The organism is Paenibacillus sp. 1A_MP2, assembly GCF_052244825.1.
GTDB classification, from domain to species: domain Bacteria; phylum Bacillota; class Bacilli; order Paenibacillales; family Paenibacillaceae; genus Paenibacillus; species Paenibacillus vandeheii.
This window is the reverse complement of sequence record NZ_JBQQCS010000001.1, coordinates 4,122,620-4,144,255: the sequence shown is the minus strand read 5'-3', so window position 1 is coordinate 4,144,255 and position 21,636 is coordinate 4,122,620. Positions and strand designations below refer to the sequence as shown.

Genomic DNA, 21,636 nt, shown 5'->3' with positions numbered 1-21,636 from the left:
TGAATGGAGCGGAATTCGGATGAGCAGATCTGGATCTGTTCAAGAGAAAGGTGGTGCGTTATGGGAACTAAAAAATGGTGGAAAGAAATTGTCGTATATCAAATTTATCCCCGCAGCTTTCAGGACAGTAATGGTGATGGAATCGGGGATTTGAAAGGCATTTTATCCCGGCTCGATTATTTGAAGGATCTGGGCATCGGTGCGATCTGGCTGTCACCGGTGTGCAAGTCTCCGCAAGATGACAACGGTTATGACATTTCGGATTACCAGGATATTGATCCGATGTTTGGTTCGCTTGAGGATATGGAATTGCTGATTCAGGAAGCAGGCAAGCGTGACATCCGAATTATTATGGATCTGGTGCTTAACCACTCATCAGATGAACACCCCTGGTTCAAGGAAGCCCGTAAAAGCAAGGATAATCCGTACCACGATTATTATGTGTGGAGAGATGGTGTGGAAGGAACACCACCCAATGATTTAGGTTCAACGTTCGGTGGATCGGCCTGGGAATGGGTCCCTGAGCTGGGCAGTATTATCTGCATCTATTCTCTGTTAAGCAACCGGATCTGAACTGGGAAAACCCCAAGGTCCGGCAGGAGATATACGATATGATTCAATGGTGGATGGATAAAGGTGTAGGCGGTTTCCGTCTGGATGTCATTGATCTGATAGGCAAGGAGCCTGACCTCAAAATTACAGGCAATGGGCCAAATCTGCGCCAATACATGCGTGAACTCAGTAAAGAAACCTTCCAAAAGGGTGATCTGCTAACTGTCGGAGAAACATGGGGAGCAACGCCCGAGAGCGCCAAACTTTATAGCAACCCGGACGGCAGTGAACTATCCATGGTCTTCCAATTTGAACATATTAGTCTGGATGAGCAGGCGGGGAAAGGCAAGTGGGACCTCCAGCCGCTGGATCTGCTTCAATTAAAGAAGGTGTTGTCCAAATGGCAGACCGAGTTGAAAGGCGAAGCCTGGAACAGCCTATTCTGGAACAACCATGACCTTCCGCGGATCGTGTCCCGTTGGGGAGATGACGGGGAATATCGTGTGGAGTCTGCCAAAATGCTGGCCACTCTTCTTCATGGCATGCAGGGTACGCCATATGTGTACCAGGGTGAAGAATTAGGCATGACGAATGTACGTTACGACATTGAAGAATACCGTGATATTGAGCTGCTGAATCTGTATAAGGAACGGATTGGGAATGGATATTCGAAGGAAGACGTAATGGAATCCATTTATGCCAAAGGCCGTGATAACGCACGTACGCCGATGCAGTGGGATGCTTCCGAAAATGCAGGTTTTACGGAAGGCAAACCATGGATTTTGGTAAATCCGAATTATACTGAGATTAATGCGGAAGAATCTATTAATGATCCGAATTCCATTTACCGGTACTATAAAACACTGATTCAGCTGCGAAAAGAGCATGAAGTGATCATCTATGGGGATTATGAACTGTTGTTTCCGGAAGACACGAACCTCTTCGCTTACACCCGAACACTCGGTGGAACACAACTGCTGGTACTGTGCAATTTCTATGGCAAAATTGTTCCATTCCAGATTCCAAGCGAATTTGCAGGGGATAAAACATTATTAATTAGTAACTATTCGGACGTTGTTTCAGAAAACGCACTTCGTCCGTATGAAGCCAGGATGTATCTGCTCGGGTAAACGCAAAAATAAGGATTGAAGGCGAATAGCCTTCAATCCTTATTTTTTGACGAAAAGAAGCTTCTGTAAGAAGACATCCAGTGCCATGGATTGGGAATGCTCCTTGTTGCGAATGATGGAGAAGCTGCGTTCCAGATGCAGCTGTCTGATTCGCAGCTCTTCGACTTCCCCGGTTGCCAGCTCCTTATGAACGATCCATCTGGATACCATCGCAATTCCGAGCCCGGCAGCAACAGCTTCCTTCACACCCTGACTGCTGGTGAAGACATAGGACCGCTTGGGACGGATCGCTGTCTGTTCCATAAAATGATCGCTGAAAGCGCGTGTTCCCGAACCCAACTCACGAAGGACCCAGACCTGATCCTGAAGCATGTGCTGCTCTACCACGACGGAACCGGAGAGGGGATGGCCGGAAGGAGCTACAACAATCATTTCATCCTTCATATAAGGGATAACGTCAAGATCTGACGAGGCTTGCGCTTCACCCTCCACAAATCCAATATCCAGCTGATTTCCCCTGACCGCAAACAGAATCTCCTGGGTATTGCCAATAGTAACCTGAAGGTTGACCTGCGGATATTGAGCTGCGAATTCTGCCAGCTTCTTAGGCAAAATATATTCACCTATGGTGAAGCTGGCACCGATCTGAATACTTCCGGTCACCTCATCCCGCAGCATCTGAATCTCCTGCCTCGCTTCATCGTAGCGAGCCTGAATGACCTTGGCATGTCTGTAGAGGATTGCCCCCGCTTCAGTGAGAGACACCTGCTTTGGCGAACGATGTAGCAGCTTGGCTCCCAACTCATTCTCCAGATTTTTGATATGCAGGCTCACCCCCGGCTGGGACAGGTTCAACAGTTCTGCGGCCTTCGAGAAATGGCTTTGCTCCGCAACGGTAACGAAGACCTTTAATGCATCAGTAATCATTATAATTCCTCATTTGAATAGTAAATTTTCATGGAAATAAGCCTATTGAACTCATTTTAGCATAAAATAGGCAACCAATCATAAGTTTTTTTAATGATTAAGATCGCAGATTCATATTTCACTTCTTATCATTCTGCTTCTATAGTGAGGATATACTTTATCCAATAAGGAAGTGCAGAGCTATGATCTTACAGACACAGTTGAGATTCGTCAAAAATATAAAAGTGGTTAGGGACCGGGGATTTTTGCAGGGGATTGGACTGACCTTACTACTCTCGTTCATTGCCAAGCTGCTGGGTTATCTGCCGTTTCTGAATATCATGGGTCAATTGGTTATTGCCATTCTGCTTGGCATCCTGTACCGGGCCATACGAGGCGTACCGCAGACCGCTCAATCCGGGATCTCCTTCTCGGGAAAACGATTGCTACGATTCGGCATCATTCTGCTGGGGCTGAAGCTGAACCTGCTGGATATTGTCCATGCAGGCTACAAAGTGGTTGCGCTAGCGGCAATCAATGTTACGATTACGATCTTTGTCGTCTACGGACTGAGCAAGTGGTTAAAGATCGATAAACGAATAGGGCTGCTGACTGCATGTGGAACAGCCATCTGCGGTGCCGCAGCCGTGGTCGCGATTGCGCCACAGATCAAGGCTAAAGATGAAGAAACCGCAGTAGGTGCAGCTACGGTGGCTATATTGGGCACCATTTTCACTCTGGCCTATACATTACTGTACCCGGTATTGGGTTTAAGTGCGAATGGATATGGCGTATTCACAGGCGCTACACTGCATGAAGTGGCCCATGTCATCGCGGGGGCTGCACCAGGAGGGCAAGCAGCACTGGATATGGCAGTTATCGTGAAGCTAACCCGGGTCGCCATGCTGGTGCCGATTACGCTGATCATCGGTTTGTGGAGTGGACGACAGGCGCGTGGGGGAGAGCAAAAATCAGCTAAAGGAATCCGTTGGCGTGAATTGCCCGTACCCTGGTTCATTTTCGGTTTTCTGGCGATGAGTGGATTAAATACGCTGGATATTATTCCGCAAGAGGTGATCGAGGGGCTCCTGGTTCTTTCCTATATGCTGCTTGCGATGGCTATGGCTGGATTGGGGTTAGGTGTGGATATTGCAACCTTCCGCCGTCTGGGCAAAAAGCCTTTCTTGGCAGGGCTGCTTGGCTCTATTGTTTTATCCGTAATCGGCTTCGTGCTGGTTTGTGGTTTTGGTCTGAACTAGGTCGTTTGTTTAAACTCAGGCAGGCCACCACGTACACTCTTTTCGGCAAGCCGAATGACTTAACCAAACACAACAAAAAGCACGCATTGACTCTTAGTGGATCAATGTGTGCTTTTTGTTGTTCGACAGATGCTGATCATCAGATCCAGAAGAACACGACCAATGAAATGACGAACATCATGCGAATATCATGCCTGAAATATAAATATTTTCCTTTTATGGTTGAAAAGTCCGAAATACACACAGGAAAGTCTGGATAACGATGTACTTTATGTCCGCAAGTATTCAGGGTTGTACGTAAACATCCGAAAAGGAACATTAGAAGTCCGAATAGCGTATCTAGGGGTCCGATAAGGAGAATGGGAAGCGGTTTATACTGAAGCTAATCCAGCGATGGAAGATCCAAGTAAGATAGCAGGATGAGTATTTTAATAAGGGGGTGATGATCGGCGCAGAGAAATAGGCTGGAATTCAACCGTTCGTTTATTGAATAACAATTTTGCTAATAACCTGAGGAGGAATTTAATGCGCAACAAGTATATTGCATGGTCACTCGTATTGACACTACTAGTCTCGAATTTATTTCTGACTGTCGGATCCCCAGCTTCTGTATCAGCAGCCGGAGGACCAGACTTGGCACAGGGCAAAAATGTTACTGCGAGCGGATACAACCAAACATACAGCCCGACCAATGTGATTGACAACAACCAAGCAACCTATTGGGAAAGTACCAACAGCGCTTTCCCCAATGGATTCAAGTGGATCTAGGAAGCAACACCAACATTGACCAAATCGTATTGAAGATTCCGACAGCATGGGAAAAGAGAACCCAAACCATAACCGTGCAAGGCAGCACGAACGGTTCAACCTTTACGGACATCAAGGGTTCCGCGGATTATGTATTTAATCCATCCGTTGGGGAGAACTCGGTTACCGTCGATTTTCCTGCTGTCGAGACAAGGTACGTTCGCTTAAGCGTAACGGGTAATTCCGAGTGGCCGGCAGCTCAACTGTCCACATTTGAAATCTACGGCCCGAGCAGTGAGGGACCAACTGTACCTGGCCCCGATCCTGTGGAGCCTCCACTCCCTACAGAGGGAAGCAACATTGCCATTGGTAAGTCGATTACTGCATTGTCCAGCACCTTAAACTTCGTAGCTGCGAATGCAAACGATAACAATATCAATACGTACTGGGAGGGAGGCAGCAATCCAAGTTCACTCACGCTGGATCTTGGTTCCAATCATAAGATTACATCCATCGTGCTGAAGCTGAACCCGGATTCCGTCTGGAGCACGCGTACACAGACCATTCAAGTGCTCGGACATAATCAGGACACAACAACGTTCAGCAATCTGGTATCCTCACAATCATATACATTCAACCCAGCTTCCGGCAACACTGTGACGATTCCCGTATCAGCAACGGTTAAACGTCTGCAACTGAACATTACGGCGAACTCAGGCGCTCCGGCTGGGCAAATTGCTGAATTTCAAGTGTTTGGCACACCTGCACCGAATCCTGATCTGACGATTACAGGCATGTCCTGGTCTCCGTCTTCTCCAGTGGAGAACAGTCCCATTACCCTTAATGCCATCGTCAAAAACATTGGCTCTGCCGCTTCTCCAGCTTCTAGCGTCAACTTCTATTTAAACAACGAACTGGCTGGTTCATCACCGGTAACTGCTCTGCAAGCAGGGGCTTCAACAACGGTCTCGCTTAATGCAGGTAATAAAGGAGCTGCATCATATACGCTCAGCGCCAAGGTGGATGAGAATAACCAGATCATCGAAGAGAATGAAGGAAACAACAATTACACGCACTCCTCAGCTTTGGTGGTTGCGCCAATCACAAGTTCTGATCTTATAGGCACGGTCTCTTGGAGTCCCAGCAACCCTACAGCAAACAGTGCAGTAACGTTTACGGTTAATCTGAAAAATCAAGGCAACATGGCCTCCGCAGGCGGTGTGCACGGAGTTACGGTTGTTCTCAAGAATGCTGCCGGAGCAACGCTTCAGACGTATAACGGTTCCTATAACGGCACATTGGCACCGGGAGCTTCAGTCAATGTCAATGCTGGAACGTGGACTGCTGCCACCGGTAATTACAATGTGACAACTACCGTAGCAGTGGATACTAATGAAGCTCCGGTAAAACAAACGAATAACGTAGTTACAACAAGTTTGAACGTATATTCTGCCCGTGGTGCAAGCATGCCTTATACCCGTTATGATACGGAAGATGCTACGCGTGGCGGCAGTGCCGCACTGAAGTCCGCACCGACTTTTGATCAGGCATTGACGGCTTCGGAAGCATCTGGGCAGAAATATATCGCTCTTCCTTCCAACGGTTCTTATGCACAATGGACAGTTAGACAAGGGGAGGGAGGCGCAGGTGTAACCATGCGCTTCACGATGCCGGATTCCACAGATGGCATGGGGCTTAACGGTGCCCTTGACGTCTATGTTAACGGTTCCAAGGCCAAAACGGTTCCCCTGACCTCTTATTACAACTGGCAGTACTTCTCCAGCGATCATCCGGGAGATACGCCAAGTGCGGGACGTCCGTTGTTCCGTTTTGATGAAGTGCACTGGAAAATGGATACGCCTCTAAAAGCTGGAGACACCATTCGTATTCAGAAAAACAATGGAGATAGCTTGGAGTACGGTGTGGATTTTCTCGAAATCGAACCCGTTCAGGCTGTGATTCCGCGCCCGGCTAACTCCGTCTCTGTAAGTGATTTTGGTGCGATTGCTAACGATGGAAAAGACGATCTTGCTGCATTCGAAGCAGCAGTCCAATCCGCGGTTTCCACAGGCAAGACGTTATATATCCCGGAGGGCACCTTCCATCTCAGCAATATGTGGAAGATTGGCACACCGACGAATATGATTAATAACCTCACCATTGTGGGTGCAGGGATCTGGCATACCAACATCCAGTTTACCAACCCCAATGCAGCCTCTGGCGGGATTTCGTTCCGTGTTCAGGGCAAGCTGGATTTCAGCAATATTTATATGAATTCCATGCTGCGTTCACGCTATAACGAAAATGCAGTCTACAAAGGTTTTATGGACAATTTCGGCAAAGATTCAAAGTTCAGCAATGTATGGGTCGAACACTTTGAATGCGGTTTCTGGGTAGGGGATTACGCCCATACACCTGCAATCATTGCCGATGGCCTGGTGATCGAGAACAGCCGTATTCGGAATAACCTTGCGGACGGCGTCAACTTTGCCCAAGGCACGAGCAATTCAACTGTTCGCAACAGCAGTGTTCGCAACAATGGTGATGATGGTCTGGCCGTATGGACCAGCAACGTGAACGGTGCGCCTGCAGGCGTGAACAATACCTTCTCGTTCAACACGATTGAGAATAACTGGCGCGCAGCAGGCATTGCATTTTTCGGTGGAAGCGGACATAAGGCAACCAACAACCTGATTGTTGACACGGTTGGCGGTTCGGCGATTCGGATGAACACGGTTTTCCCTGGATACCATTTCCAAAATAACACAGGTATTGTGTTCTCTGATACAACGATCATTAACAGCGGCACAAGCAAAGATCTGTACAATGGGGAACGTGGAGCCATTGATCTTGAAGCTTCCAACGATTCCATCAAGAACGTTACGTTTACCAACATCGATATTCTCAATACGCAGCGCAGTGCCGTTCAATTCGGATACGGAGGCGGTTTCCAGAACATTGTGTTTAACAACATCAATATTAATGGTACCGGTCTGGACGGAATTGAGACATCCAGATTCACAACTCCGCACAAAGGTGCAGCCATTTACACCTATACAGGAAATGGCTCTGCCACATTCAATAATCTGACAACCAGCAACATTGCCAATCCTAATGTAAATCAGATTCAAAGTGGGTTTAATTTGATTATTCAATAAATTTTTTCAACAAAAACAGGGAGCTCTAAGAGTTCCCTGTTTGTTTAGGTTAAGTAGAGGAGGAAAGGGTGAACATGGACCCGGTTCTGAAATCCGGCAAGACAGTAACTGCAAAAGGAAGATTTAAGATGTCCCATATTTTTTTCTATAGTGACTTAGCGTAAGTAGAGGCCAAATATATGTATAGCTGTGATAGTGGGAATAGAAGTTGCCGGGGAGACCGGCACCAGTTGGATAAGAGGTTCTCCAATCGTTTTCGCGTATGGATGCAATAAGCCTTAGGATGCCTTGGTTCACTTCTGGTGTGGGTTTGGGTTGAACAGCGATAAGGGCGTCAAGCGCCCAGGCAGTTTGGGAGGGAGTGCTTTCCCCTAAGGGTATATAGCGTAGAAGTCGGTCACTATGGCAGGATTCTCCCCATCCACCGTCGGAATTCTGGATGCTTAAGAGCCATTGGGTTCCTTTTTGCACTGTATCATGGCTTGCAGGTAGCCCAACAGCCGTAAGACCGGTTAATGCGGCCCAGGTACCGTAGATATAACATACACCCCATCTTCCGTACCATGAGCCATCCTTCTCCTGGTTTCGAATGAGCCATTTCGTTCCACGGTTGATCCATTCATGCCTGGTATCAAGCCCGGCAAAGTTTCCGAGATACTCCAGAGTACGTCCTGTTAGATCAGCCTCCGATGGGTCTGTAGCCGCAGATTTGGCACCGTCGATGGCGAGCCAGGTGAGCACTTCCTTGTTTGTATTTTTTTCGAATGCCGGCCAGCCGCCGTCTTTATTTTGCATGGACAGAACCCAATTAAGCCCGCGATTCCAGGATTCCTGAAAAGTTGGAAGCGTGGTGGACATGCTTCGGATTGCCCGTAAAGCTGCTGTTGTATCATCCACATCTGGATTGAGCGTATTCGACTCCGAAAATCCCCATCCTCCAGGGACTGTATTCGGATTATGAATGCTCCAGTCGGCTGTTTTATCTTGCTGACGGGAGAACAAATAGGAGGCCGCACGTTGAATAGCCTTATGGTCATCGGTAATGGAAGCCTCCTGTAATGCGTAGGTAATCAGAGCCGTATCCCATACAGTGGATGGGGAGTTTTGAATCGTCGTTTTACCTTCAGAAGAACGGCACTGCATGGCAGCGAGTCCGGTTACGGCTTTTGTAATCAGGGGATGCTGCTTATCGTATTTTAGGGCCAAAAAGGCAAAAACCATCAGAATGGTACTGCTGGCATAACTGTATAAAGTGCCATCAGACTCAATCCGCTCTATCATAAACTGTTCCGCCTTGGTTCTTGCAGTGTCGTGAATGTGACGAGGATTGCCTAAGAGTCTGCTTCTCGCGGTTTGAATATCGTCCTGCATTTCCTGATATTCTCGGGAAGTTGATTCATCTGCAACAATTCGCAAGTCGGTCAGATCAGACAGATCGGGAGCATCTGGTATGGTGAGGGAGAAGCGCAGGTCTGCCATAATGAGCATTGGGGTGAGGTGGACTCTAGAATAACCGGAAAATTCGAAATAGTTGATGGGGAAATAGGTAGGGAACATTAATATCTCCAGGGGGATCATCGAGATGGATAAAGGCCATTTCATTTGTCCGGTAGCGGCGAGTATTGCTTTGGTCAAAATGCTCGTCACTTTCCCGATACCTCCTTTGGACTGAATATAACGTTTGGCCCTTTGGATTGGCTCGTCCGTACTCTGGCTGTATCCGGAGTATAGCAGGGCGTAGTAGGCTTCAACCGATGCAGATAAATTTCCTTCCTCTTCATCGGGGTATAGTCTCCAGCATCCATTCGGTTGCTGTTCGTTAAGGATACGATCATGTAACTGCCGGATCAGTGCTTCATTCTGAACATCCAATATCCGAAAGAGAATGATGACATAAGCATCAATTACCGTACCGTTCTCAAAACAAAAATGCCAGGAACCGTCTTGTTGCTGCTGTTGAAGCAAGGAAGTCGTCATCCGCCTAATTTCCTCATCAACTTCGCTCAGTACATGCCCCATTCACGGATACCTCCAAAGTACGTCATTTTTATATTATATGATGACAAACAGGGGGAAATGAGGAGGCGACGAAAATGAGCGTAAATCCAGACGACTCTTGTTTTTTACAACTTAAAATAAAAAAATGAATTTTACTGTTGAAATTTCTTCCAATAAAGTGTATAAATATCTTTGTTAACGCTTACAAGAATTTGATCTATTGCTTTCTCCGATACTCTTCAAAAAGGAGGTGTGAGTACTACGAACATGCAACAACTGAAAAATGGACGACTTGCTTTGAAAAATGAAATCGATTTCATTTTGCAGAATTCAATATTTAGGAGCTCAAATTAAATCATTCAAAGGAGATATGTGTATGAAGATATGGAAAAAGAGCGTGTTAGTGTTACTGTCCACTTTTCTGGTAACTACGGGTTCGTATGTGCCTAAGACTGCGCATGCAGCGGGTGAACAGGTGGAGGTATGGATTTCAACTTCAGACCCCAATTCCGAAACCGGCTGTAGGGCTAAGAACGGATGCCAGGCTCACCAAGATTGCATCCAAAAACTTCAGCAGCAGCTCAGGCAATGCGGATGTTACCATAACCGTAAACGAAAACAAAACGTATCAGCAAATGGATGGATTTGGCGTATCATTAACGGATGCTTCCGCATGGCTCATGAACTACAAGCTGGATAACAGCAAGCGAGCGGAAGTGATGGAGAAGTTTTTTGGCAACACAGGAATCGGGCTCAGTTTATTGAGACAGCCGATTGGCAGCTCCGATTTTGCCTGGGCAGCCTACACCTATGCGGATACGCCAAATGATACTTCACTCAACCAATTCACAATTGACCGGGACAAGGCTTACATCCTGCCCATGGTCAAAGCGGCAATTGCTAAGAATCCCAGTATTAAAGTGATGGGTTCCCCATGGAGTGCGCCTGCCTGGATGAAATATTCCAACAATCTGAACGGTGGCAAACTGAAAGCGGAGCACTACGGCACATATGCGAATTATTTTAAAAAATACATCGAAGCCTACCAGGCTGAAGGCGTACCCATCTACGCTGTAACGTTGCAAAACGAGCCAATGTACGAGCCATCCCACTATCCTTCCATGGGGATGGATGTACAGGATCAGACTGGCTTTATCGGTGATTACCTTGGACCAACACTCCGCAATGCCGGAATCAACACCAAAATTATTGCATTTGACCATAACTTTCTGGATTGGAACTTCCCGAATCAGGTCATTACAAATCTGAAGAACGCAGGCAAGGGAAGCTACGTATCAGGCAGCGCATTCCACCACTATGATAGCGGTGACGGCTCGACAATGACCTCCATTCATAACAATCATCCAGACAAGGACGTTTGGTTCACAGAGGGTGGTTTTGGTAACTGGAATGATCCGCAGAATGGAACCTCATCAGGCTTCGATAATATGATGAATGAGTTCATTAATATTACGAGAAACTGGTCCAAATCGATTATTCTCTGGAATGCTGCCCTGGATCAGAAAGACGGTCCAGCTTTGCTTTCACCGAACAATACGAATAAAGGCATGATTACGATCCGCAACTCGGACAACCGTAATGACGCTCCCGAAAATAATGTCACATATCACAAACAATATTATTTGCTGGGTCACTTTAGTAAATTTGTTGTACCAAATGCATACCGCATTGATAGCAACACCGGATCTGAAGTTAAAAATGTAGCTTTCCGCAATCCGGACGGTTCCAAAGTGGTTGTCGCCTACAACTCTTCCAGTTCGTCGAAAAATGTGAAGATCCAATGGGGCAGCCAAAGCTTTGTTGTCACTATTCCAGGCAAGTCTGCTATGACGTATAAATGGTATGGAAATGTTTCTTAAGGGGTAGCAGGGATTCAGATTCCCACAACCAGCAAGCTAGGAGCCGCGAGCAGTCGCGGCTCTTTTCATTTGCTTTTATTAATGTCATCCATCCTATACATTCGTTGTTAATTTTACATATTTAAGGGTTTTACAATTTTGATATTATGATTTTTTGGTTTAACTGTCCTCTTACATTGGGTTGATATACTTGCCTGAGCTTTTATATGGGGAGGGGTTAGACAACTTGAAAGACATCAATCAACGCTGGGTAGCGATGATCCTTGTGGCAGTAATGGTTATCCAATCATTCTGGACATTTGCAGGAGTTGGATACGCAGCATCAGAAAACCTTAACACCAGTAATTTGGCGAAAAACGTGGTCATCAGCCAATTTTATGGAGGCAAGAAAGACGACGTGCTCGACGTGTACGGCAACGACTTTGTAGAACTATATAATCCGACAGCAGAACCTGTTTCGCTGAACGGCTGGTCCTTACAATTTGCTGATACCAAAAACAATAACTGGAAGTTAGCCCAGCTAGGTACAACGACTGCCCAGATTCCGGCATATGGTTATTATCTGATTGCGCTTGGCAGCAATGGTAATGTCGGGGAGCAGCTTCCACAGCCAGATGCCACTGAAGCTTCATTCAAACTAGATAACAACAACGGAAAGCTGGTTTTATTGAATACGACACAACTGTTGACGGCCAATGATCCGATGGCTGACGCATTACAGGAACATGTGGTTGATTTTGTTGGATATAATGCGGATGCTTATTGGGGAAGTCCGGCTCCACAAGCTGGCAAACAAAACACGATGCAACGATATGTGTTCGATCCACTGAATCCGGAGAATAGCACTAATGCAGCTGCGTTTCCGAATCGCGGAAACAACTGGGACACACAGAATAACGGAAATGACTTTGAGAAGGTCAAAGGTGCAAAGGCTCGCAATTCAAGCACAACTTCCGCCTATGTCATTCTGGAAACTAATCAAACGATAGAGATGCAATCAGCTTCGAGCGTAGATCCTGTACATAACAAGGTTACGTTGAATGCATTTGGAGGCTTGGTTAAGCAGGGGCTCTGGACATCCGATGATTTCAGTGTGCTTGGCCTCCCGGTAGGATTCTCTGCTGAAGCCAGTGCGAGTAGAGATCAGATCGAAGTCACCATCACTGGAGATGGTAACGGGAATGTGGTTTCAGATAGCCTTCTGACATTTGAGATTCATCCTGGGGCTTGGGATCAAGTTCACAAACCAGCCTCATCCTTAACGGTGTATCAAGGAAGCAATACCGTAACAATAGCTCAATTCACGCCATCCAATAAGATTGTAGCAGCACTGGACGCCTCATCGTCCAACATTCGTATGGAAAGTGCAAAGGGCCTGAACACCACGATCCAACTCAATCTTAGCGCCGGCGTTCCCGTGGATGGGGTTCTGGACCCGGAAGCTTACAGTTTGACAGGGCTTCCCGAAGGTGACTGGAGCATCCAGGCTGAAGGCCGAAGTAGTGACAATACCATCACGATTACCATTTCGGGTACATCCGCTTCCGCTGTCATGGACACGGCTGTGGTTCGTGTGACGTTAATGGCTGACGCTGTGCAAGATAGGGACTGGCTGGCTTCGGAAGCGATTAACGTATCTCTGCTTCGATACAGTCAACCGGTTCTTGCGGATGAGACTCGAAAAATGAAAGTTGAAGAAAGCATCATAGCGGACAATACAGGCTTTAATGACCCTGCCACCAAAGAATATAAATATGGAAGTGATGCCATGGGAGCGAACGAATACACCTTCCTGCGCGGTACACATTCCTTATTCAAGGATGATCTTGCTGCGGGTCTTATTCCTTCTCCAGATTCAGTAATTTCAGGCTGGAATCAGAAGGACATCCTTACTTACACGCAAGGCGACGCCCATATTCAGAATGTGGGGACCTTTAACGACAGTACCAATCAAATGGTGTTCAGTCTGAACGATGTGGATTCTTCCGGAATCGGCAGCTTTTATGACGATCTGATTCGTTTTGTTACAAGTATTTATGTAGTCAAATACGAAAAAGACAGCGCCGCGATTGCCAATCTGCAGGATGCCGATTTCCGGGAAGTATCTCGCGTTTTTCTTAAGACCTATAAGGATACTTTGGTTGATATTAATAGCAAAATCAGCCCGAAAGACACCAAGCTGACCAAAAGCAATGTAACGCCATATACGAAAGAGGTTATGGACAAAGTCTCCAAAGTGTCTTACGAGGAAGCATTGCAAAAATTGCTGGGCAAGCGGGCGCTTGATGGAAAATTAAACATCGCTGGCAATTCGGACAAGTTTGAGGCCGCGACGGAGGCGGAGAAAGCTTCCCTGCAAGCCGCTTGGGAAGCATACAAATTGCAAGTCAGAAGCAATTTCCCAAACCTGACTGACGATGAATTCAATGCCTATTTTAAGATAAAGGATATTGTGCGCCGTATTCATCAGGGTATTGGTAGCATTGGGGTTGAACGCTACAATGTGCTAATCGAAGGAGCAAGTGAGGTCAACACGGACGATATTCTGCTCGACGTGAAAGAGCAGACTCGGGACGCCAATCTTTCGAAAGATGCATATCTTAAAACGGCAGTCGATTCCGATTCTTATCTGGGTGTGCTCGAAGCAATGAATCGCTCGTACCTGATTAGGGAAGTCTCACCTTTTAAAGGTGATTATACAGATAAGCCGTTCAAGAACAAGGAAGAGCTGGAGCAGTATTTGGTCGATGCGGCCAAAGCTTACGCGTATGCAAGCTCGCGCCTGGACAAGGTATCCGATGAGTTGAACTACAAGTTTGAGGAACGTTTTGTAACGAATATTGTACCGATCTGGGATGATTTGCAGAATTTTATTGTTAATGCGGCTGAGGATTACTCGCATCAGGTCGCAGCGGATTTTGCACTTGTGAAGGAGGATATGCGAACCGGGAAGCTGATTGACGTTTCTACACTGGAAGAATTATCCGTTGATCAAGGCTCCTTGAGTCCAGCATTTGATCCTGCAATTACGGCGTACAGTGTGAATGTTGAACAAGCCGTAGACTCCATCCGTATTACGGCGAAGGCTACCGATAGCCAGGCGACTTTGTCTGCCAAAGGTGACCCTTATGTGAACGGTATAAGCCAATCGTTTGGGCTGTCTGTTGGGAAAAATGTAATTCCAATTACGGTAAAAGCACGTAATGGATCAAGCAAGACCTACAGTGTAACTGTCGTCAAAGCCGGAGAATCCACTACGGTTCCATCGACACCTTCAACGCCTTCGACGCCAACTGGAGGAACAAATGATAATCAAGCAGGTACTTCTGGCAATAGTGGAACTGTTACTGTGAATGGTGGATCGTTGAGCCTGAGCGGGGTTAAAATCAATGTGCCAGCCGGAGCGATGGATAGCAGCGTCGTAATTTCTGTTAATAAAGTAAACCAAACCTCGAATCTGTTCTCGGATTCCACATTGAAACTGCTTGGGGATGTTTATGAGATTACGGCGAGCAAGAGCGGGGACTTCACCAAGCCGGTGACCGTTACCTTGCCATTCGACAAGAACAAGGTGAACTTTGAGAACTCGGTTGTGGGATTGTATTGGTTCAACGAGCAAACTCAAAAGTGGATTGCACTTGAACATCTGCAAGTGGATCAAACGAATGAAACGGTATCTGGAACCATTAATCATTTTACCAAGTTTGCTGTTCTGGTATCCGATAAGACGGTAACACCAACTCCGGAAGGAACCAAAAACTTCACGGATCTCGAAGGACATTGGGCTTCCGGCAGTATTATGGATCTGGTTGAACTCGGTGTGATCCAAGGTTATCCGGACAACAGCTTCAGACCGGATAAAAAAATGACTAGAGCCGAATTTGTTACTATTGTTATTAAAGCTTTAAATTTACAAGGCTCTTCTGATAAAGAGTTTGCGGATACCACCAGCCATTGGGCGCAAGACGCGATTTCCACTGCTGCAGGTCTGGGTATTGTTAATGGATATAGTGATAATACCTTTGTTCCAGATGAATTGGTGACCCGCGAGCAAATTGCGACGATGATCGTTCGTGCAGCGCAAATTGCGGATACAGAGAGCAATATCCACTTCTCTGATGTTGCTGAAATATCCGGTTGGGCACGTTCAGCACTTGCCGCAGCCATTGCCAATGGTCTCGTTAACGGTTATCCAGACGGAACATTGAAACCGCAAGGAAATACGACTCGTGCCGAAGCCGCTACACTTATCCAAAGAGCTATTCAATTGACAAAATAAATTCAATATTTCAGAAAGGCTGCCCTCCAGCAAGTACAACTTGTTGGGGAGCAGCCTTTTTGTATCTTGGAGTCTGGTTAATTCGTTTTGTTATAACGATATACCATTGTCTATAATAACGCGATTGAGCTTGGTATTCACCGAATTGGAGATTGTATCACCTACAGGACATTTGCTTTCCAGAAATTGTACAAACGGTTCAATCTTTTCGTCAGATGAACTGGTTTTAATATAGAACGTGTATCGAATATCGGAATAACCGGGGCGTACATCAGTTCGGTTGAAAAATCCGTCAAGATCCAGATCACCTTCAACCTCCACTCTGAAATCATCAAGTACGACATCGAATTTGGAGGCATAAACCCGGGCCACAATGGATTGACATGCGCCAAGGGAGGCAAGTAAAGCTTCTACAGGATTCATTCCCGTGTCAGTACCACCGAGGCTTGTTGGCTCATCGATGACCAGTTCAAATTGTCTCACTTTGGTGATTACTTTTACCCCGTCTTGTAGATGTGCGGTAGCTTTGAAAGTCTGAACATTAGCCATCCGATACCTCTCCTTTATAAAGCATGGTATGTAACTTGGTTTAGTATGGATTATAGTTCCATGTCTCACAAGCTGTCAATACAAGGTAGATAGAATTCGGTATTCTCTGTCAATTGAAAAATGGATAGCCTTGTGGCTATCCATTTCTATGGCTTCTCAACTTTTGAGCCAATGTGCTTATTCACTCATGGCCTGATCGTATTTTTCCTTCAAACGTCTGATGTCCGCTCGCGGCGGTGCTCCGAACATGCGGGAGTATTCCCGACTGAATTGCGACGCACTCTCGTAACCAACCCGAAATGCTACATCAGCGGCATCAGCCGATTCAGCCATGAGCAGCCGACGGGCCTCCTGGAGCCTAAGTTGCTTCTGAAACTGAAGTGGGCTCATGGCGGTGATTTCTTTAAAATGCCGGTGAAACGAGGACACACTCATGTTGGCTGTCTCCGCAAGATCTTCAATCCGAAACGATTGCTCCCAATGCTGAACAATATGCTCGATGGCTTCCCGAATCCGGTAGCTGCTGCTGCCCTCCACCGCAATCTGGGCCAGTTCGGCTCCATAGGGTCCCTGCAGAAGCCGGTACAGAATTTCTCGCGTATAGAGTGGGGCAAGGAACGGGATTTCTCCTGGTGTATCCAACAGCCGAACCAACCGCAGTACAGCATCTTGAATGGAGGGCTCCATCTGTCCAACGAACAGAGCGCGTCTGGCGTTTTCTTTGGACTTGACCTTAATATCACAATCGTTCAACACTTCAAGAATCTGATGCTGTGTAAACTCAAGCTTGAGACTCAGGTAAGGCATAGCAGAGGAAGCTTTTATAATCTGACCAATCACCGGCAGGTTCATGGAAGCAATCAGATAATTGGAGGGTCCGTATTCGAATCTTTCCTGTGCCAGCAAGATTTCTTTCAAGCCTTGAACGATTACACAAAATGAAGGCTTATAAACCCGGTAAGCAGGTTCGCTAATGCTGGAATGCTGATAGACATACAGGGAAGGGATTTCCGTTTCCTTGGAGCTATTATGAATGGAATGACGCTTGATCAGTTCGGTGAGCTCCTGTTGTTGCTGACCTCCGTTATCGGACATACAAATCCTCCTTGAGAGTTGTTCTTGCTTCATTATAAGACTTAACGACCTTAGACAAAAGTGGGTGTGAGAGGATCAGGCAATCAATTAAGACAAATGATATACCGTTTCGTTCTGCTAGTTCGGCATAATAATATTAGGTTGCAGATTATGAAATCAAACGAAGAAAGGAAGTTTGTAGGATGCAAAAACGAACATTGGGAAATAGCGGCTTGGAAGTTTCGGCAATTGGGCTTGGTTGTATGGGAATGAGCTACGGGTATGGTCCAGCTTCGGACAAAACGGAGATGATCGCGGTCATACGGGAAGCTGTTGAACGCGGTGTAACTTTCTTTGATACCGCCGAAGTCTATGGTCCATATATCAATGAAGAACTCGTCGGCGAAGCGCTTTCTCCTGTACGCGATCAGGTTGTCATAGCGACGAAGTTCGGATTTGACATTCAGGGTGGCAAACAGAGCGGGATGAATAGCCGTCCTGAGCAGATCAGGAAAGTTGCCGAAGAGTCTCTTAAGCGGCTAAAGATCGAAGCGATTGATTTGTTTTATCAGCACCGTGTTGATCCGGATGTGCCGATTGAAGAGGTTGCCGGAGCCGTGCAGGATCTGATTCGAGAAGGGAAAGTGAAGCATTGGGGGCTATCGGAAGCCGGCGTGAACACGATTCGACGTGCACATGCCGTTCAGCCGGTAGCAGCTGTCCAGAGTGAATATTCCTTATGGTGGAGACGTCCAGAAGAAGAACTGATTCCAGCGCTTGAGGAGCTCGGTATTGGTTTTGTTCCTTTTAGTCCTTTGGGTAAAGGATATCTCACGGGAAGTTTTAACGCGAAAACAACGTTTGATCAGGGTGATTTGCGTAATATTTTGCCACGCTTCACACCAGAGGCGTTGGAGGCCAATCAGGTGCTGGTCGATCTGTTGAAAGAGAAGGCGGAGAAAATCCAAGCCACCCCTGCACAAATCGCACTTGCTTGGCTGCTGGCCCAAAAACCATGGATCGTACCGATTCCTGGAACGCGCAAGTCGAGTCGTCTCAAAGAAAATATGGGTGCGGCGGACATTGAGCTCACACCCGAAGATGTACAGAGCATTAATGATGCAGCTTCAAAAATTACCCTGATGGGTTCGAGATATACAGAGGAGCTGGAGAGAAGAACGGGTCTCTGATGCATTTTAGTATGCCAGAAAGCTGGGTGGAAAGATTGAGTAAACGGTTATCGAACGAAGTGAAGCAAATCGTAATCGAGAGATTGGAGTCCCAGATCAAATGGGAAGAAAATCCGATTTTCAAAGAAATGTACCTCAGATATTGGATAAAATTAACGTTAGATTCATCCAAATCCAATTAAAGGAGTGTTTGATTATGGAATATGTAAAACTGGGTCGTACCGGACTGGACGTTTCAAGATTATGTCTTGGTTGCATGAGCTATGGAGTCCCTGAACGCGGAATCGCTCCATGGTCGTTGAACGAGGAAGAAAGTCGTCCTTTTATCCAAAAAGCGCTAGACTTGGGTATTAACTTCTTTGATACAGCCAACGTCTATTCGGATGGTACAAGCGAAGAAATCGTGGGTCGTGCGTTGAGGGATTTTGCTCGTCGTGATGAGGTTGTTATTGCAACAAAGGTTTACTTCCGCATGAAGCCGGGGCCGAACGGCGCAGGTTTATCAAGAAAAGCTATTATGAATGAGATTGATAATAGTTTAAAGCGACTAGGGACTGATTATGTGGATCTGTATCAGATCCATCGTTGGGACAGTAGTACTCCAATTGAAGAAACCATGGAGGCCCTTCATGATGTGGTTAAGGCGGGTAAAGTCCGATACATTGGAGCTTCTTCGATGTACGCCTGGCAGTTTATGAAGGCTCAGTATACTGCCGAACGCAATGGCTGGACCCCATTTGTCTCCATGCAAAATTTACTTAATTTGTTGTATAGAGAAGAGGAAAGAGAGATGTTACCTCTTTGCGCAGAAGAAGGAATCGGCGTCATTCCCTGGAGTCCCCTTGCTAAAGGAAGACTTACACGGGATTGGAATGAACAAACAGCCCGTTCATCGAACGACGAAGCAGGAGATCGACTTGCTGCGGGAATGGTTGATGCCGATCGTAAAATAGTGGAGACTGTCGCTGATATTGCAAACAAACGGGGTGTTTCCAGAGCAACCGTTGCGCTGGCATGGGTATTGCAAAAAGAAGGTGTCACCGCACCAATTGTGGGTGCAACGAAGGAACATCATTTGGAGGATGCTGTAGCAGCGTTGACCGTGAAGCTGGATGCGCAGGAAATTGCAAGCCTGGAGGAATACTACGTACCACACAAAATATTCGGCATGTAAGTTCCTTCTAGCCCTAGAAACGATCAAGGGTTGCCAATCGAAAAGAAATGTGTATAATTGGAGTCACATTAGAATATTCAAATGTTTTCTAGGGTTCCGCGGCAGTTGTGTCGGTCTGGTCCGAGAAAACTCACAGCCCGTTGGTTGTGTCACGGAGGGACAAAAGCCTGGGAGATGAACTGCTTCATGCAGTTTATTTCCCGGGCTTTTTTATTTTGGCTTCATGTAACTAATAATACACGTAGCAATATTTGAAAAGGAGTGTGACAGAGATGAACAAAACCTGGTTGTCCGTCGTTATTGCAGCTTTATTTGAAGTCGGTTGGGTCATTGGATTGAAACATGCCAGTGGTTTTCTGGAATGGGGGGTTACACTGATCGCCATTATTGTCAGCTTCACCTTGATGATTGCGGCTTCCCGCTCACTTGATGTAGGAACGGTGTATGCGGTGTTTGTTGGCCTGGGTACGGCAGGGACTGTACTGGCAGAGATTGTTTTGTTTGGTGCAGCGGTTCAAACTGGGAAAATGGTGCTCATCGGGGTTCTTTTACTGGGTGTAATCGGTCTTAAAATGCTTAGCAAAGGAAAAACAAAGGAGGTCCATGAATCATGAACTGGGTATTTCTAGTTTTAGCTGGTGTCTTTGAAATGATTGGGGTTCTGATGATTAATAAACTGCACAAAGATCGTAACCTGATTTCTATGGTGCTCTTGATTGCAGGTTTTGGATTAAGCTTCCTGTTCCTGTCCCTGGCGATGAAGACTCTTCCAATGGGGACGGCATATGCCGTATGGACTGGAATCGGCGCTTCCGGGGGAGCCATTCTTGGTATGATATTTTATGGAGAACCCCGAAATGCGTTAAGGATTCTGTTTATTGCCATGGTGCTCGGATCAGCGGTAGGGTTGAAATTGGTGAGTTAATGGATGGATGAACGAAAAAAAGAAAAGCGTTGAGTTCAGATTTCACTCCTGAACTTAACGCTTTTCTGAGATTTAAAAGTTTAGTTTAAGGTTGTACAATTTTATCAAGATAGTAATTCTGTATCCATCCCCATGCCTGATATTTATAACTGTAGACATATAGATAAGTCATCCCATCTACAAGAACGCTTTCAGTCCCACCGTAGACCATATCGCCATAAACATGTGAGCCAATATTCACACCAGTAGGTGACGGAGTTTTCCGGAAATTAGAATAATCATTTACTTTATAGTAGGATGACAAAGCCATTATGCTAACATCTGAATTAGGTAACTGCTGAACAACTGCTGGTGTAGATGATGGAATGATATCGGTATCTTGAGCTGCAAAAGCTCCGGAAGCTGGAAGTAACGTTGTGGCCAATAGGGAAGCTGCAATGAATTTTTTCAACATTTGAAATTCTCCTTTTTAATTAGGATTAGAATACTTTACTTTTTGAGTATTAATAATCTCTAGTTGTGGTCAAAAAGGAATTTCTTCTAACATAAGTGAAAGTGAGATTTTATTAAATATAACTGTAACTTTATATAAAACTCCTTTCTATTTACTATTCCCTGTATATGTACCAGTGAACAGGTATAATATACCATATTATGTAATGGAAAAAGTTTGAAATATTTAAGTCATTTGGAATTATAATATGTATATTATTTATATAATAGTGATAAATCTCATAGCAATAAGCTTGATCCAACGGATGAAAACATAAGCTATTAGAAGCTAAAGAAAATGGTAATGATGTGAAGATGGAGTG

General features: G+C 46.0%; 12 protein-coding genes, 2 pseudogenes and 1 riboswitch. Of the genes and pseudogenes, 9 read left to right on the top strand and 5 right to left on the bottom strand.

The features are described 5' to 3' along the window. Positions 1–60: 60 nt before the first annotated feature. Positions 61–1,682 (top strand): annotated as a pseudogene (locus ACTWJ7_RS20295) (glycoside hydrolase family 13 protein). Between the two features lie 39 nt (positions 1,683–1,721). On the opposite strand, the gene ACTWJ7_RS20290 reads toward ACTWJ7_RS20295, so the two are convergent. Then, positions 1,722–2,609 carry a LysR substrate-binding domain-containing protein gene (locus ACTWJ7_RS20290; RefSeq protein WP_079344431.1) on the bottom strand — a complete coding sequence of 296 codons (888 nt, stop codon included), beginning with the start codon at positions 2,607–2,609 and terminating at the stop codon, positions 1,722–1,724. A gap of 182 nt (positions 2,610–2,791) precedes the next feature. Between ACTWJ7_RS20290 and ACTWJ7_RS20285 the strand changes: the two genes are divergently transcribed. Together ACTWJ7_RS20285 and ACTWJ7_RS20280 are read left to right on the top strand one after the other, a co-directional pair. Further along, complete coding sequence (locus tag ACTWJ7_RS20285; RefSeq protein ID WP_079344432.1) at positions 2,792–3,847, top strand: YeiH family protein; 1,056 nt, start codon at positions 2,792–2,794, stop codon at positions 3,845–3,847. A 525-nt stretch (positions 3,848–4,372) separates the two neighbouring features. Next, positions 4,373–7,752: pseudogene (locus tag ACTWJ7_RS20280) on the top strand (discoidin domain-containing protein). Between the two features lie 123 nt (positions 7,753–7,875). On the opposite strand, the gene shc reads toward ACTWJ7_RS20280, so the two are convergent. Further along, the gene (gene shc / locus ACTWJ7_RS20275; protein WP_301878727.1) at positions 7,876–9,771 is read right to left on the bottom strand and encodes a squalene--hopene cyclase; all 1,896 of its coding nucleotides are present in this window, start codon (positions 9,769–9,771) and stop codon (positions 7,876–7,878) included. 446 nt (positions 9,772–10,217) lie between these two features. Between shc and ACTWJ7_RS20270 the strand changes: the two genes are divergently transcribed. Further along, the gene (locus ACTWJ7_RS20270; RefSeq protein ID WP_443145826.1) at positions 10,218–11,630 is read left to right on the top strand and encodes a glycoside hydrolase family 30 protein; all 1,413 of its coding nucleotides are present in this window, start codon (positions 10,218–10,220) and stop codon (positions 11,628–11,630) included. A 226-nt stretch (positions 11,631–11,856) separates the two neighbouring features. After that, on the top strand, positions 11,857–15,909 hold the full coding sequence (locus ACTWJ7_RS20265; protein WP_301878725.1) for an S-layer homology domain-containing protein: 4,053 nt from the start codon (positions 11,857–11,859) through the stop codon (positions 15,907–15,909). A gap of 90 nt (positions 15,910–15,999) precedes the next feature. Here the strand turns inward: ACTWJ7_RS20265 and ACTWJ7_RS20260 are convergent, their stop codons facing one another. Together ACTWJ7_RS20260 and ACTWJ7_RS20255 are read right to left on the bottom strand one after the other, a co-directional pair. Beyond that, the gene (locus tag ACTWJ7_RS20260; RefSeq protein WP_079344437.1) at positions 16,000–16,458 is read right to left on the bottom strand and encodes an OsmC family protein; all 459 of its coding nucleotides are present in this window, start codon (positions 16,456–16,458) and stop codon (positions 16,000–16,002) included. Positions 16,459–16,635: 177 nt separating this feature from the next. Then, entirely contained in the window at positions 16,636–17,553 is a 918-nt protein-coding gene (locus ACTWJ7_RS20255) for an AraC family transcriptional regulator (RefSeq protein ID WP_301878724.1), read from the bottom strand. 182 nt (positions 17,554–17,735) lie between these two features. Between ACTWJ7_RS20255 and ACTWJ7_RS20250 the strand changes: the two genes are divergently transcribed. The 4 genes from ACTWJ7_RS20250 (at position 17,736) to ACTWJ7_RS20235 (ending at position 20,821) form a co-directional block, all read left to right on the top strand. Continuing rightward, positions 17,736–18,722 carry an aldo/keto reductase gene (locus ACTWJ7_RS20250; RefSeq protein ID WP_301878723.1) on the top strand — a complete coding sequence of 329 codons (987 nt, stop codon included), beginning with the start codon at positions 17,736–17,738 and terminating at the stop codon, positions 18,720–18,722. 196 nt (positions 18,723–18,918) lie between these two features. Next, positions 18,919–19,896, top strand: a complete 978-nt coding sequence (locus tag ACTWJ7_RS20245) for an aldo/keto reductase (protein WP_079344441.1) — start codon at positions 18,919–18,921, stop codon at positions 19,894–19,896. A 77-nt stretch (positions 19,897–19,973) separates the two neighbouring features. Continuing rightward, a riboswitch (guanidine-I (ykkC/yxkD leader) is annotated at positions 19,974–20,072 on the top strand. A gap of 96 nt (positions 20,073–20,168) precedes the next feature. Continuing rightward, positions 20,169–20,510 carry a DMT family transporter gene (locus ACTWJ7_RS20240; RefSeq protein WP_079344442.1) on the top strand — a complete coding sequence of 114 codons (342 nt, stop codon included), beginning with the start codon at positions 20,169–20,171 and terminating at the stop codon, positions 20,508–20,510. Then, positions 20,507–20,821, top strand: a complete 315-nt coding sequence (locus tag ACTWJ7_RS20235) for a DMT family transporter (RefSeq protein ID WP_079344443.1) — start codon at positions 20,507–20,509, stop codon at positions 20,819–20,821. Before ACTWJ7_RS20240 ends, ACTWJ7_RS20235 begins: the two co-directional genes overlap by 4 nt. Positions 20,822–20,906: 85 nt before the next feature. Here ACTWJ7_RS20235 and ACTWJ7_RS20230 read toward each other — a convergent pair whose 3' ends face one another. Next, positions 20,907–21,275 (bottom strand): hypothetical protein, encoded by a 369-nt coding sequence (locus ACTWJ7_RS20230; RefSeq protein WP_079344444.1) that lies wholly within the window; start codon positions 21,273–21,275, stop codon positions 20,907–20,909. Between the last annotated feature and the right edge of the window lie 361 nt (positions 21,276–21,636).

Excerpts from the sequence above, each read along its gene's own strand:
- ACTWJ7_RS20290 (WP_079344431.1), bottom strand. The coding sequence starts at position 2,609 with ATGATTACTGATGCATTAAAGGTCTTCGTTACCGTTGCGGAGCAAAGC.
- ACTWJ7_RS20285 (WP_079344432.1), top strand. The coding sequence starts at position 2,792 with ATGATCTTACAGACACAGTTGAGATTCGTCAAAAATATAAAAGTGGTT.
- shc (WP_301878727.1), bottom strand. The coding sequence starts at position 9,771 with ATGGGGCATGTACTGAGCGAAGTTGATGAGGAAATTAGGCGGATGACG.
- ACTWJ7_RS20260 (WP_079344437.1), bottom strand. The coding sequence starts at position 16,458 with ATGGCTAATGTTCAGACTTTCAAAGCTACCGCACATCTACAAGACGGG.
- ACTWJ7_RS20255 (WP_301878724.1), bottom strand. The coding sequence starts at position 17,553 with ATGTCCGATAACGGAGGTCAGCAACAACAGGAGCTCACCGAACTGATC.
- ACTWJ7_RS20250 (WP_301878723.1), top strand. The coding sequence starts at position 17,736 with ATGCAAAAACGAACATTGGGAAATAGCGGCTTGGAAGTTTCGGCAATT.
- ACTWJ7_RS20245 (WP_079344441.1), top strand. The coding sequence starts at position 18,919 with ATGGAATATGTAAAACTGGGTCGTACCGGACTGGACGTTTCAAGATTA.
- ACTWJ7_RS20240 (WP_079344442.1), top strand. The coding sequence starts at position 20,169 with ATGAACAAAACCTGGTTGTCCGTCGTTATTGCAGCTTTATTTGAAGTC.
- ACTWJ7_RS20235 (WP_079344443.1), top strand. The coding sequence starts at position 20,507 with ATGAACTGGGTATTTCTAGTTTTAGCTGGTGTCTTTGAAATGATTGGG.
- ACTWJ7_RS20230 (WP_079344444.1), bottom strand. The coding sequence starts at position 21,275 with ATGTTGAAAAAATTCATTGCAGCTTCCCTATTGGCCACAACGTTACTT.